Source organism: Burkholderia sp. HI2500 (genome assembly GCF_002223055.1).
Classification (GTDB): domain Bacteria; phylum Pseudomonadota; class Gammaproteobacteria; order Burkholderiales; family Burkholderiaceae; genus Burkholderia.
Map to the genome: position 1 here is coordinate 643,267 of NZ_NKFL01000006.1, position 13,098 is coordinate 656,364.

8 protein-coding genes are annotated in these 13,098 nt (G+C 68.2%); 6 read left to right on the forward strand and 2 right to left on the reverse strand.

Annotation, left to right across the window (positions count from 1 at the left end; translation table 11 throughout):
- The first annotated feature begins 65 nt into the window (after positions 1-65).
- From CFB45_RS20640 to CFB45_RS20650, 3 genes are read left to right on the forward strand one after another with little or no spacing between them, the layout of a single operon-like run.
- Complete coding sequence (locus CFB45_RS20640) at positions 66-1,292, forward strand: efflux RND transporter periplasmic adaptor subunit (protein ID WP_089427134.1); 1,227 nt, start codon at positions 66-68, stop codon at positions 1,290-1,292.
- A gap of 13 nt (positions 1,293-1,305) precedes the next feature.
- Positions 1,306-4,479 (forward strand): efflux RND transporter permease subunit, encoded by a 3,174-nt coding sequence (locus CFB45_RS20645; RefSeq protein ID WP_089427135.1) that lies wholly within the window; start codon positions 1,306-1,308, stop codon positions 4,477-4,479.
- Entirely contained in the window at positions 4,476-5,996 is a 1,521-nt protein-coding gene (locus tag CFB45_RS20650) for an efflux transporter outer membrane subunit (protein WP_089427136.1), read from the forward strand. Before CFB45_RS20645 ends, CFB45_RS20650 begins: the two co-directional genes overlap by 4 nt.
- A gap of 59 nt (positions 5,997-6,055) precedes the next feature.
- Here the strand turns inward: CFB45_RS20650 and aceE are convergent, their stop codons facing one another.
- The gene (gene aceE, locus CFB45_RS20655; RefSeq protein ID WP_089427137.1) at positions 6,056-8,740 is read right to left on the reverse strand and encodes a pyruvate dehydrogenase (acetyl-transferring), homodimeric type; all 2,685 of its coding nucleotides are present in this window, start codon (positions 8,738-8,740) and stop codon (positions 6,056-6,058) included.
- A gap of 173 nt (positions 8,741-8,913) precedes the next feature.
- Here aceE and CFB45_RS20660 point away from each other — a divergent pair, with 173 nt between their 5' ends.
- Positions 8,914-9,369 carry a MarR family winged helix-turn-helix transcriptional regulator gene (locus CFB45_RS20660; protein WP_089427138.1) on the forward strand — a complete coding sequence of 152 codons (456 nt, stop codon included), beginning with the start codon at positions 8,914-8,916 and terminating at the stop codon, positions 9,367-9,369.
- A gap of 18 nt (positions 9,370-9,387) precedes the next feature.
- On the opposite strand, the gene CFB45_RS20665 is transcribed toward CFB45_RS20660, so the two are convergent.
- Positions 9,388-10,395 (reverse strand): transketolase-like TK C-terminal-containing protein, encoded by a 1,008-nt coding sequence (locus CFB45_RS20665; protein WP_256978294.1) that lies wholly within the window; start codon positions 10,393-10,395, stop codon positions 9,388-9,390.
- Between the two features lie 217 nt (positions 10,396-10,612).
- Here CFB45_RS20665 and CFB45_RS20670 point away from each other — a divergent pair, with 217 nt between their 5' ends.
- Complete coding sequence (locus tag CFB45_RS20670; RefSeq protein ID WP_089427139.1) at positions 10,613-11,260, forward strand: glutathione S-transferase family protein; 648 nt, start codon at positions 10,613-10,615, stop codon at positions 11,258-11,260.
- Between the two features lie 202 nt (positions 11,261-11,462).
- Positions 11,463-12,977, forward strand: a complete 1,515-nt coding sequence (locus CFB45_RS20675) for a purine-cytosine permease family protein (RefSeq protein ID WP_089427140.1) — start codon at positions 11,463-11,465, stop codon at positions 12,975-12,977.
- The last annotated feature ends 121 nt before the right edge of the window (positions 12,978-13,098 follow it).

Genomic DNA, 13,098 nt, shown 5'->3' on the forward strand with positions numbered 1-13,098 from the left:
AAACTTGACTTGAAGTTAACTTCAACTTTTATGCTACGCGGCAGTTTAACCCGTCGCGAGGCATCATGCTCTCCTTATCCCTACGCAGGACGTCGCCTTTGGGCGCGGCCTGTGCACTGCTGCTGGCGTTGTCGGGCTGTCACGACGGCAAAGGCGCATCGTCGGCCCAATCCCTTCCCGAAGTCGGCGTCGCCACCATCGCACCCCGCACGATCCGCCTCGCGGACGAATTCAACGGACGCGTCGAAGCGGTCGACGCGGTCGAACTGCGGCCGCGCGTAAGCGGCTATCTGCAGCGCGTCGCTTACAAGGAAGGCGACCTGGTCGCGCAGGGCGCGCTGCTGTTCGAGATCGACCCGCGCCCTTACCGGATCGCGCTCGATCGCGCCAATGCGCAGCTGCAGCGGGCCCGTGCGGCCGCGAGCCTCGCGAACGTGCAGCTCAAGCGCGTGCAGACGCTGATCGATGCGCATGCGACGTCGCAGGAAGAACTCGACAACGCGCGCGCCACGGCCGAGCAGGCGCGTGCGGACCTGCAGGCGGCCGACGCGGCCGTCGCGGATGCGAAGCTCAATCTCGGTTTCACCGAAGTGCGTGCGCCGATCGCGGGCCGCGTCGGCCGCGCAGTCGCCACCGTCGGCAACCTGGCGCGCGCGGACGACACGCTGCTGACGACCGTCGTGTCGCAGAACCCCGTCTACGTGTATTTCGACTGCGACGAACAGAGCTACCTGCGCTACAACGCGCGGCGCGCCGATCCGAAACATCGCGCGATCGGCGCCGATCCGGTGCGCGTGGGCCTCGCGAACGAGACGGGCTTCCCGCATGCGGGCACCGTCGACTTCCTCGACAACCGGCTCGACCCGCAAACGGGCACGATCCGCGCGCGCGTGCGGCTGCCGAATGAGGACCATACGTTTACGCCGGGCCTGTATGCGCGCGTGCAGCTCGTCAGCGGCCGCGACCAGGATGCGCTGCTCGTCGACGACAAGGCCGTGCTCACCGACCAGGATCGCAAGTACGTGTATGTGATCGGGCCCGGCGACAAGGCGCTGCGCCGCGACGTGACGATCGGCCGCGGGGTGGAGGGCGAGCGGATCATCGAGAAGGGGATCCAGGCGGGCGACCGCGTGGTTGTCGACGGCATGCAGCGGATCTACTATCCGGGCGCGCAGGTGAAGCCGAAGACGCTGCCCGCACGCGCCGATGCCGGTGCAGGCAATGGCGCGGGCAACGGGCCGGTCAACGGCACGCAGGCCGTCGCCGATGCCGGCGCGCCGGCCGCGCAGTAACGGGAGACAGCCAATGGATTTCTCCCGATTCTTCATCGACCGGCCGATCTTCGCGGTCGTGCTGTCGATCGTCATCTTCGCGATCGGCCTGATCTCGATCCCGATGCTGCCCGCCGGCGAATACCCGGAAGTCGTGCCGCCGAGCGTCGTCGTGCGCGCGACGTACCCGGGCGCGAACCCGAAGGAAATCGCCGAATCGGTTGCCGAACCGCTGGAAGAGGCGATCAACGGCGTCGAAGGCATCATGTACATGAAGTCGGTCGCCGGTTCCGACGGCAGCCTGCAGGTGGTCGTCACGTTCCTGCAGGGCGTCGATCCCGACACGGCCGCCGTGCGCGTGCAGAACCGCGTGAGCCAAGCGCTGTCGCGCCTGCCCGACGAGGTGCGCCAGTACGGCGTGACCACGCAGAAGCAGTCGCCCACGCCGCTGATGTACGTGAGCCTCTATTCGCCGGACAACAGCCGCGATTCGCTGTACCTGCGCAACTACCTGACGCTGCACGTGAAGGACGAGCTGTCGCGGCTCACGGGTGTCGGCGACGTCGGCCTGTCCGGTTCCGGCGACTACGCGATGCGGCTGTGGCTCGACCCGAACCGGCTCGCGTCGCGCGGGCTGACCGCGAGCGACGTGATTGCCGCCGTGCGCGAGCAGAACGTGCAGGTGTCGGCCGGCCAGCTCGGCGCGGAGCCGTCGCCGAAGAAGAACGACTTCCTGCTGTCGATCAACGTGCGCGGCCGGCTGCGCACGGTGCAGGAGTTCGGCGACATCGTGCTGCGCACCGGCGACGACGGGCAGGTCGTGAAGCTGTCCGACGTCGCGCGCGTCGAACTCGGCGCGGGCGACTACACGCTGCGCTCGTATTTCAACGACAAGCCATCGGCGGTGGTCGGCATCTTCCTGTCGCCGGGTGCGAACGCGCTCGAGGTCGCGAAGGCCGTGTATGCGAAGTTCGACGAACTGTCTAAGCGCTTCCCGCCCGGCGTCGCGTACCGGCCCGTGTGGGATCCGACGGTGTTCGTGCGCGAATCGATCCGCGCGGTGCAGCACACGCTGATCGAGGCCGTGGTGCTGGTCGTGCTCGTCGTGATCCTGTTCCTGCAGACGTGGCGCGCGTCGATCATCCCGCTCGTCGCGGTGCCCGTGTCGGTGGTCGGCACGTTCGCGTGGCTCTATCTGCTCGGTTATTCGATCAACACGTTGACGCTGTTCGGGCTCGTGCTCGCGATCGGGATCGTCGTCGACGATGCGATCGTGGTCGTCGAGAACGTCGAGCGCAACATCGCGCAGGGCCTGAGCCCGCGCGACGCCGCGCACCAGGCGATGCGCGAGGTGTCGGGGCCGATCGTCGCGATCGCGCTCGTGCTGTGCGCGGTGTTCGTGCCGATGGCGTTCATGTCCGGCGTCACGGGCCAGTTCTACCGGCAGTTCGCGGTGACGATCGCGATTTCGACGGTGATCTCCGCGATCAACTCGCTGACGCTGTCGCCCGCGCTCGCCGCGAAGCTGCTGCGTCCGCACGATGCGCCGAAGGATGCGCTCACGCGTGGGCTCGACCGTGCGTTCGGCTGGCTGTTCCAGCCGTTCAACCGCTTCTTCGACCGCAGCTCCGATCGCTATCACGGCTTCGTCGGCCGCACGCTGAAGCGGCGCGGCGTGGTGTTCGCGGTCTATGCGGCGCTGCTCGCGGCCACCGCGCTGCTGCTCAACGCGGTGCCGGGCGGCTTCATCCCGGTGCAGGACAAGCTGTACCTGTTCGCGGGCGCGAAGCTGCCGGAAGGCGCGTCGCTCGCGCGCACCAGCGAGGTGACCGAGCAGATGACGAAGATCGCGCTCGGCACCGACGGTGTCGAGATGATGCCGGCGTTTGCCGGGCTGAATGCGCTGCAGGGCGTGAACACGCCGAACATCACGAACTCGTACGTGATCCTGAAGCCGTTCGACCAGCGCCACCGCAGCGCCGCGCAGATCAACGCGGACCTGAACGCGCGCTTCGCGGCCATCGGCGGTGGTATTACCTACGCGCTGATGCCGCCGCCGATCCAGGGCCTCGGCAACGGCTCGGGCTATTCGCTGTACCTGGAGGATCGCGGCGGGCTCGGCTACGGGGCCTTGCAGAATGCGCTCACCGCGTTCCAGGGCGCGGTCGCGAAGACGCCGGGGATGAGCTATCCGGTCAGTTCGTACCAGGCGAACATCCCGCAGCTCGAGGTGAAGGTCGACCGGTTGAAGGCGAAGGCGCAGGGCGTCGCGTTGACCGACCTGTTCAGCACGCTGCAGGTCTATCTCGGCTCGATGTACGTGAACGACTTCAACCTGTTCGGCCGCGTGTACCGCGTGATGGCGCAGGCGGATGCCGGGCACCGGCAGACGGCCGCCGACATCGCGAACCTGCGCACGCGCAACGCGAAGGGCGAGATGGTGCCGATCGGCTCGATGGTGACGGTGGCGCCCGCGTATGGGCCCGACCCGGTCGTTCGCTACAACGGCTATCCGGCCGCGAACCTGATCGGCGATGCCGATCCGAAGGTGATGTCGTCGTCGCAGGCGATCGAGAAGCTCCAACAGATCGCGAAGGACGTGCTGCCGCCGGGCATCACGCTCGAATGGACCGACCTCAGCTACCAGCAGGTCACGCAGAGCAACGCGGCGATCGTCGTGTTCCCGCTCGCGGTGATGCTCGTGTTCCTCGTGCTCGCGTCGCTGTACGAGAGCTGGACGCTGCCGCTCGCGGTGATCCTGATCGTGCCCGTGTGCATCTGCGCCGCGCTGTTCGGCGTGTGGCTGTCGGGGGGCGACAACAACGTGTTCGTGCAGGTCGGTCTCGTCGTGCTGATGGGGCTGGCGTGCAAGAACGCGATCCTGATCGTCGAGTTCGCGCGCGAGCTCGAAATCCAGGGCAAGGGCGTGATCGACGCCGCGCTCGAAGCGTGCAAGCTGCGGCTGCGCCCGATCGTGATGACGTCGGTCGCGTTCATCGCGGGCTCGGTGCCGCTGCTGATCGGCGGCGGCGCGGGCAGCGAAGTGCGCGCGGCCACCGGCATCACCGTGTTTGCGGGGATGCTGGGCGTCACGCTGTTCGGGCTGTTCCTGACGCCCGTGTTCTATGTGGCGATCCGCAAGCTCGCGGGCGGCACGCCGGCCGTGTGGAGCGAACACCACGGCACCCTCGAAGGAGAAAACCGATGAGCGCCGCTTTCCGTCTTTCCGCGCTCGCGATGTCGGTGACGCTCGCCGCGTGCGCGGTCGGCCCCGATTTCAAGCGGCCCGACACGGCCACGGCCGCGCGATTCGCGCGCGATGCGCATCCGGCGGCGCCGTCCGGTACGACGCCGGAGATGCCGCCCGACGCATCGGCCGATGCCGATGCCGCGTTCTGGCGGGGCTTCGGCGATCCGGTGCTGACGCAGCTGATCGACACGGCGCTCGCGGCTAACCAGGACCTGCAGGTCGCCGTGTCGCGCTACGACGCATCGAATGCGCTGCTGTCACAGGCGACGTTCGATCGTTACCCGACGATCACCGCGAGCGGGCAGATCGGCCATCAGCTGATGAGCAAGGACCAGGCATTCGGCGCGCCGCGTAGCCAGCGCGATACGCCGACGTCCAGCGTCGGGATCAATGCGGCGTGGGAGCTCGACCTGTTCGGCCGCGTGCGTCGTTCGATCGAGTCGCAGCGTGCGGAAACGGCCGCCAGCGCGGCGGACGTGCGTGCGGTGCGCGTCGCGATCGCCGGCGAGGTGGCGAGCACATACGTCGATCTGCGCGGCTCGCAGGAGCGGCTGCGGATTGCCCGCGAGAACGCCGACAACCAGAAGCAGACGCTCGCGCTGATCAATGCGCGCGTCGGCGCGGGGAGAGGCTCTGAACTCGATGCGGCGCGGGCGCGCGCGCAATACGAATCGACGACGTCGCGGATCGCCGTGTACGAAGCGGCGATCGGCGTCGACGAGCACCGGCTCGCGGTGCTGACCGGACAGACGCCGGACGCGCTGATCGGCCGCTTCGATCTCCCGAAGGCAGCCGCGTCGGCGGGCACGCCCGTGCCGCTGCCGGCGCTGGCCGCCGACATCGATCCCGGCACGCCGGGCGACCTGCTGCGGCGGCGGCCCGACGTCGCGGCCGCCGAGGCACGGCTGCACGCGGCGACCGCACGCGTCGGCGTCGCGACGGCCGACCTGTTTCCGCGCTTCACGCTGTCGGGGCTGCTCGGCAGTGCGACGAGCAGCTACGGGTTCTTCCGCGCGGGCAGCGACACGAACCTGATCGCGCTCGGCATCGACTGGTCGTTCCTCGACGTCGGCCGCGTGCGTGCGCGGATCGCCGCGAGCGACGCGGAAGCGGCCGGGCAGCTCGCGCAGTACCGGCAGACCGTGCTCGGGGCGCTGGAGGAAACGGAGAACGCGCTGCTGCGCACCGCCCGCACGCGTGACGAGACGAATCATCTCGTACGGGCCGCGACCGACAGCGCGCGCGCCGCACAGTTGGCGCAGGCGCGGTTTTCGGCGGGCGCGATCGACTACTACGAAGTGCTCGACGCGCAACGCACGCTGCTGCAGGCGCAGGATGCGGCGGCCGACGGGCAGATGCGCAGCGCGGCGTCGACGGTGGCGTTGTACAAGGCGCTGGCGGGCGGCTGGCCGCAGGGAACGGGGCAGGGCCCGCAGCAAGGCCCGCTCGCGCAGGCGGAGCAGTCAGCGCAGTAGCGTGGACAGGGCGGTGGCGCGGCAGGCCGGGCAATCCCGCCTGCCGCGCCGCCGCTTGATTACACGCTGGCCGGATCGACCTTGTCGATGTCGATGCCGTAGCGCCGGATGGCTTCGCCGACGCGTGCACGCGGAATCGCGCCGTCGTCGGCGAGCGCCTTCAACGCTGCGATCACGATGAAGTGCCGGTCGACCTCGAAGAACGTGCGCAGCGCGTCGCGCGTATCCGAGCGGCCGAAGCCGTCGGTGCCGAGCGACACGAAGCGCCGGCCGTCGACGAACCCGCGGATCTGGTCGCCGACGATCTTCATGTAGTCGGTCGCCACCACCACCGGCCCCGTGCGGCCGTCGAGGCATTGCTGCACGTACGGCACGCGCGGCGCCTGCTCGGGATGCAGCAGGTTCCAGCGTTCCGCGGCAAGCCCGTCGCGGCGCAACTCGTTCAGGCTCGTCGCGCTCCACACGTCGCTCGACACGCCGAAGTCCTGCGCGAGCAGGTCGCTCGCGGCGATCACTTCGCGCAGGATCGCACCGCTGCCCATCAACTGCACATGCGGCGCTTCGACCGTGTGCGACGTGCCTTCGCGCAGCAGGTAAAGCCCCTTGAGAATGCCGGCTTCCGCGCCGTCCGGCAGTGCCGGATGCGGATAGTTCTCGTTGAGCAGCGTGATGTAGTAGTACACATCCTCCTGTTCCGCGAACATCCGCCGCAGGCCGTCGCGCACGATCACCGCGAGTTCGTACGCATAGGTCGGGTCATACGACACGCAGTTCGGAATCACCGACGACAGCACGTGGCTGTGCCCGTCATCGTGCTGCAACCCTTCGCCCATCAGCGTCGTGCGGCCCGACGTCGCGCCGAGCAGGAAGCCGCGCGTACGTGCGTCGCCGGCTGCCCACGCGAGGTCGCCGACGCGTTGCAGCCCGAACATCGAATAGAAGATGTAGAACGGAATCGTCGGCAGGCCGTGGTTGCTGTATGCGGTGCCGGCCGCGATCCACGACGCGATCGCGCCCGATTCGTTGATGCCTTCCTGCAGGATCTGCCCGTCCTTCGCTTCCTTGTAGTAGCTGAGCTGGCCGGCGTCCTGCGGCGTATAGAGCTGGCCGAGATGCGAGTGGATGCCGATCTGGCGGAACAGGCCCTCCATCCCGAACGTGCGCGACTCGTCCGGCACGATCGGCACGACGAGCTTGCCGAGTGCCGGATCCTTCAGCAGCGTGCCGAGGATGCGCACGAAGGCCATCGTGGTCGACAGCCCGCGCTCGCCGCTGTCCTTGAGCTGACCGTCGAACGCGGCGAGCGGCGGCACCGGCAGCGGCGCCACACTGCTGAAGCGGGCCGGCACGTGGCCGCCGAGTGCGGCACGGCGTTCGGCGAAGTAGCGTGCCTCGGCGCTGCCCGGCTCCGGCTTCAGATAGGGCAGTTCGTCGAGCTGCGCATCGCTCACCGGCAACGCGAAGCGGTCGCGAAACGCGCGTACGGCATCCGCGCTCATCTTCTTCAACTGGTGGTTCACGTTCTGGCCTTCGCCGGCTTCGCCCATCCCGAAGCCCTTGACCGTCTTCGCGAGCACGACGGTCGGCCGTCCGTCCGCGCGCATCGCCTGCGCATAGGCCGCATGCACCTTTTCCGGATCGTGGCCGCCGCGCGCCAGTTTCCAGATGTCGTCGTCGGACAGGTCCGCGACGAGCTCAAGCAGTTCCGGATACTTGCCGAAGAAATGCTCGCGCACGTACGCGCCGCTCTGCGACTTGAAGGTCTGGTAGTCGCCGTCGACGCATTCCATCATGCGCTGGCGCAGCAGGCCCGTCGTGTCGCGTTCGAGCAGGCGATCCCACCCGGCGCCCCAGATCACCTTGATGACGTTCCAGCCCGCCGCGCGGAACGTGCCTTCGAGTTCCTGGATGACCTTGCCGTTGCCGCGCACGGGGCCGTCAAGGCGCTGCAGGTTGCAGTTGACGACGAAGATCAGGTTGTCGAGCCGTTCGCGCCCGGCGAGCGAGATCGCGGCGAGCGATTCCGGCTGATCCATTTCACCGTCGCCGAGGAAGGCCCAGACCTTGCGGCCCTGATGCGCTTTCAGCCCGCGATATTCGAGGTAGCGCATGAAGCGCGCCTGATACGCGGCGGTGAGCGGCCCGAGCCCCATCGACACGGTGGGGAACTGCCAGAAATCCGGCATCAGCCGCGGATGCGGATACGACGACAGCCCGTCGCGTCCCGCTTCGCGGCCGGTCTCGCGGCGGAAGTTGTCGAGTTGCGCGTCCGTGATGCGGCCTTCCAGGTACGCGCGGCCATAGATGCCGGGCGCCGAATGGCCCTGGATGTAGACCATGTCGCCGTCGAAGGTATCGGTGCGGCCGCGGAAGAAGTGATCGAAGCCGACGTCGTACAGCACCGCGGCCGACTGGTAGGTCGCGATGTGCCCGCCGACGTTCGAAAGCCGGCCAGCGCGCAACACCATTACCATCGCGTTCCAGCGGATCATCGCGTTCAGGCGCCGTTCGAGCGCGAGATCGCCCGGGTAGGCCGGCTGCCGTTCACGCGGCACCGTGTTCACGTACGCGGTCGTCACGCGGCCGTGCAGGTCGCCGTGGCGTGCCGCGTCGAGATCGGAAAGCCGGTCGAGCAGGTAGTGCGCGCGCGGGCGGCCTTCGAGCGCGATCACGGATTCGAGCGCATCGAGCCATTCGCGGGTTTCCTGCGGGTCGATGTCGGGTAGCGCGAGAGGTGCGGTCATGCAATGTCTCCAGAAGCATAAGGCTGCGCGGCGCGACGGTCGTGGCGCCGCGACGCGGGACGGAACGCCCGCCGATCGGCGGGCAGATGGTTGCAATTGCAATCGTACGAGGGCAATTGTTATCGAGGTAAAATTTAATTGCAACTGCAATTCAACGAGAGGAACGACCTGACATGAGCGCACCCGAACCCGATCTGTGGTTCTCGTTCGTCCGCGCACACCGGACGATGATTCGCGAGATCGAGCGCCGCCTTGCGGCGGCCGGCCTGCCGGCCTATGCGTGGTACGACGCGTTGTGGGGGCTCGAAAGCGGGCCCGACGGCACGCGTCGCATGCACGAGCTGGCCGACGTGCTCGCGATCGAGCGCTACAACCTCACGCGGCTCGTCGACCGGCTCGAACAGGAGGGGCTCGTCACGCGCGTCCGTTCGGCGGACGATGGCCGCGCCGCGTATGCGAGCATCACCGACAAGGGGCGGACGCTGCGCAAGAAGATGTGGAAGGTGTACCAGTCGACGGTCTCGGAACTCTTTCTCGATCAGTTCGGCGGCAAGGAGCAGGCGGCGATGGCCGCCGCGCTCGACCGTGCGACCGCCGCGGCGCGCGACGCGGGAGCCGACGCGAAGTAGCGTCAGCCGGCACGCACGTCAGCCGCTCGCATAGCGGCGCATCGCTTGCGCGGCCCAGTCGGCCGGCACGCGGCCGTCGTCGGCCAGCAGCCGAAGCGCGACCGCGGCGATCCAGCGTGCATTCGGCGCGCGCGCGCCGGGGCCCGGGCCGGCCAGATCCGCGCCGAGCGCCGCGAAGCGGGCCGGGACGAACGCCCCGATCTGCGCGGCGACGTGCCCCGCGTAGCCTGTCACCGCAAGCACCGGCGTGCGGCTGTCGCCGATGCATCGGCGCACATGTGCGATCCGCGGTTCGTCGTGCGGATGCAGCAGGTTCCACCGTTCGGCTGCATGACCGTCGCGGGCGAGTTGCGTGTAGCTCGGGCAGCTCCAGATCGTCGAATCGATGCGCCATTCGTCGTGCAGCAGGTCGGCCGCCTCCAGCACCTGCGCGAGCGTGCTGCCCGCGCCGCACAGCCGGATCTGCGCAGCCGCGCCGGCCGCCGTGCGCCGGCCGGCCCGCACCATGCCGCTGAACGCATCGCGGGCCGCGGTGGCCGACAGCGGTTTCGCATCGGGTACGAGGTCGTCGTGGCTCGCGAGGTAACAGAATCCCGGCTGGCCGGCGACATAGAGCGTGCGCAGCGCGTGGCGCAGGATCGCGATCGCCTCATGGCCCGACGCCGGGTCGTACGGCGTGCACGCGGGGTTCGCGGCCAGCCAGTGCGGGACATCGGGCGTCACGCCTTTCGGCCAGGACGACGCGACCGTTTCGGCATCGTTGACGAAGATCCCGCGATCGATGGTTTCGATCGACGCCAGCCGCAGCCGGTCGGTCGCGCGCGCATGCAGCAGGTACAGCAGCGGCTTCTCGAACCGCTTGCGCGCATCGAGAAACCGTAGCGGCCATGCACTGATGCGGCGATGCGCTCCCGCATCTGCGGACGGCTCCCGCGCATCGGCTCGGACGACCCAGACGCGTTCCGCTGTCGCCGCATCGCGTTCGAGGCAATCGGCGGCCGCGCGCATCGCGCCGAGCGGCGACACCGCACGGCCACGCGGCGCGAGCCGCTGCGTGATCAGCCTGTCGAGGCAGGCTGATCACGCAGCGGCGGGTGTCGGGTGTCCGCACGGGCGGACCGGATCGCGCAGTCTGCATGTCCCTCCTCCGAGTACTGGCATGCCGCCGGGGCTATCGGTTCCGGCATAGGATTGCAATTGCAACGATTGTAGTTGCAACGACAACCGGAAGACAAGGACCACCATGATCTCGACGCATCCCCTCACGTTTTATACGGCCAACACGCCGAACGGGCACAAGGTCGCCATTTACCTGGAAGAGGCCGGGCTCGCCTACGACCGCGTGCACGTGAACCTGTCCGCCGGCGAGCAGCGTAGCCCGGCGTTTCTCGCGATCAACCCGAACGGCAAGATCCCGGCCATCGTCGACCACGACGCCGGGCTGACCGTGTTCGAATCCGGCGCGATCCTCAGCTATCTCGCCGCGAAGACGGGCGTTCTGCATCCCGACACGCTGGCCGAGCGCACGGCCGTCCAGCAATGGCTGCACTTCCAGATCGGCGGAATCGGGCCGATGCTCGGCCAGCTCTGGTGGTTCCTGCATGCATCGAAGACGGTCAATGCGCAAGCGCTCGAGCGCTACCGGAACGAGGCGCGGCGTCTCTATGGGGTCGTGAACGGCCGCTTGGCGGAATCGGCGTATCTCGCGTCGCCGCGCTACTCGATCGCCGACATCGCCGCGTTTCCGTGGCTGCGCACGGCGCCCGAACTCGATCTCGATCTGGCCGACTACCCGCACGTCGAGCGGTGGCTCGCCGGCATCGAGGCGCGGCAAGCCGTTCAGCGGGGCCTGATCGCATGCCGCGCGCCGGCGGAGGAGGGCGCGCACTGACCTCGCATCGCCCGCGCCGGACGGATGGCGCGGGCGCCGGTTGCCGGCCTGCCGGGAAACATTGTTCTCCTTCGTCGTAAACGTCTCGAATGCGTGATATTTGCGCCGCGCGATCCGGTTTAGAGTGGCCGCGAATCGATGACGATGTGTCGTATCGCCGCAGTTGCGGGCGCTACAGACGCACCAGAGGAGCAGGAGACAAATGAGTGAAGGCAGGATTACGCAGGTCGAGTCGTTCGGTTTCGAGCGCATTCCCGATGCATCGCGCTATGCGCGGCCGATCGATCTGTTCAGGTTGCTGTTCGGCGGCTGCAATACCTTTTCCACGTCGGTGCTCGGCAGTTTTCCCGTGCTGGTCGGGCTGTCGTTCAAGGCGGGTGTCTGCGCGATCGTGCTCGGCGTACTCGCCGGCACCTGCATCCTCGCGCCGATGAGCCTGTTCGGCCCGCGCAACGGGACGAGCGACCCGGTGTCGTCCGGCGCGCATTTCGGCATCCACGGCCGGATCGTCGGCTCGTTCCTCGCGCTGCTCACGTCGATTGCGTTCTTCTCGCTCGCGGTGTGGAGCTCGGGCGACGCGCTCGTCGGCGGCGCGCACAACATGGTCGGCGTGCCGGTCAACGGCTTCACGCTCGGCGCGGCGTACATGGTGTTCGCGGTGCTCGTGCTGATCGTCTGCATCTACGGCTTCCGCTTCATGCTGTGGGTCAACAAGATCGCCGTGTGGGCCGCGAGCGTGCTGTTCGTCGCGGGCCTGTTCGCGTTCGCCGGCCTGTTCGACGTGAGCTATGCCGGCACGGTGCAGCAGGGCAGCGCGGGCTTCTGGGCCGCGTTCGTCGGCGCGGTGCTGGTGGCGCTGAGCAACCCGGTATCGTTCGCGTCGACGCTCGGCGACTGGGCGCGCTACATCCCGCAGCGCACGCCGAAGCATCGCGTGATGGGGGCCGTGTTCGCCGCGCAGATCGCGACCTTCGTGCCGTTCTTCTTCGGCCTCGCGACCGCGACGATCATCGCGACGAAGGCACCCGCGTTCATCGCGTCGAACGACTACGTCGGTGGGCTGCTCGCGATCTCGCCGCGCTGGTTCCTGCTGCCGATGTGCCTGATCGCGATCATCGGCGGGATGTCGACCGGCACGACCGCGCTGTACGGCACCGGCCTCGACGTGTCGAGCATGTTCCCGCGCCTGCTGAACCGCGTGCGTGCGACGCTGCTGATCGGCACGATCGCGATCGCGTTCATCTTCGTCGGCCGCTTCTGGTTCAACCTCGTCGAAAGCGTCGCGACGTTCTCGACGCTGATCGATACGTTCAGTTGCCCATGGATGGCGATCATGGTGATCGGCTACGTGACGCGGCGCGGCTACTATCTCGCGGACGACCTGCAGGTGTTCAACCGCGGGCTGCGCGGCGGCCATTACTGGTTCACGCATGGGTGGAACGTGCGCGCGATGGGCGCGTGGCTGCCGGCCGCGTTCGTCGGGTTGTCGTTCGTGAACCTGCCGGGGCAGTTCGTCGGGCCGCTCGGCAACCTCGCGGGCGGGCTCGATCTGAGCGTGCCGGTGTCGCTGGTGGTGGGCGGCGTGCTGTATTTCGTGCTGCTGATGCTGTATCCGGAACCGGATGGCGTGTACGGTCCGCACGGGCGACGCTTCGTGCGTGGCGGTGGGCAGTCGGCGCGCGGTAATGGCGCGCCGGTGATCCAGCCGAAGGGGTAAGCGCGGCGCGTGGTGTGTTGCGCCGCAAATGACGATGCCGCCGCGCGGGAGAGCTGCCGGCGGCATCGTCGTTTTTGGGCGGGTGGTTGCCAGAGGGGCGGCTTTACGCTCCACGCAGTGC

Bases quoted from the DNA above. Each gene is read 5' to 3' on its own strand.
- CFB45_RS20640 (WP_089427134.1), top strand. From the start codon at position 66: ATGCTCTCCTTATCCCTACGCAGGACGTCGCCTTTGGGCGCGGCCTGT.
- CFB45_RS20645 (WP_089427135.1), top strand. From the start codon at position 1,306: ATGGATTTCTCCCGATTCTTCATCGACCGGCCGATCTTCGCGGTCGTG.
- CFB45_RS20660 (WP_089427138.1), top strand. From the start codon at position 8,914: ATGAGCGCACCCGAACCCGATCTGTGGTTCTCGTTCGTCCGCGCACAC.
- CFB45_RS20670 (WP_089427139.1), top strand. From the start codon at position 10,613: ATGATCTCGACGCATCCCCTCACGTTTTATACGGCCAACACGCCGAAC.
- aceE (WP_089427137.1), bottom strand. From the start codon at position 8,740: ATGACCGCACCTCTCGCGCTACCCGACATCGACCCGCAGGAAACCCGC.
- CFB45_RS20650 (WP_089427136.1), top strand. From the start codon at position 4,476: ATGAGCGCCGCTTTCCGTCTTTCCGCGCTCGCGATGTCGGTGACGCTC.
- CFB45_RS20675 (WP_089427140.1), top strand. From the start codon at position 11,463: ATGAGTGAAGGCAGGATTACGCAGGTCGAGTCGTTCGGTTTCGAGCGC.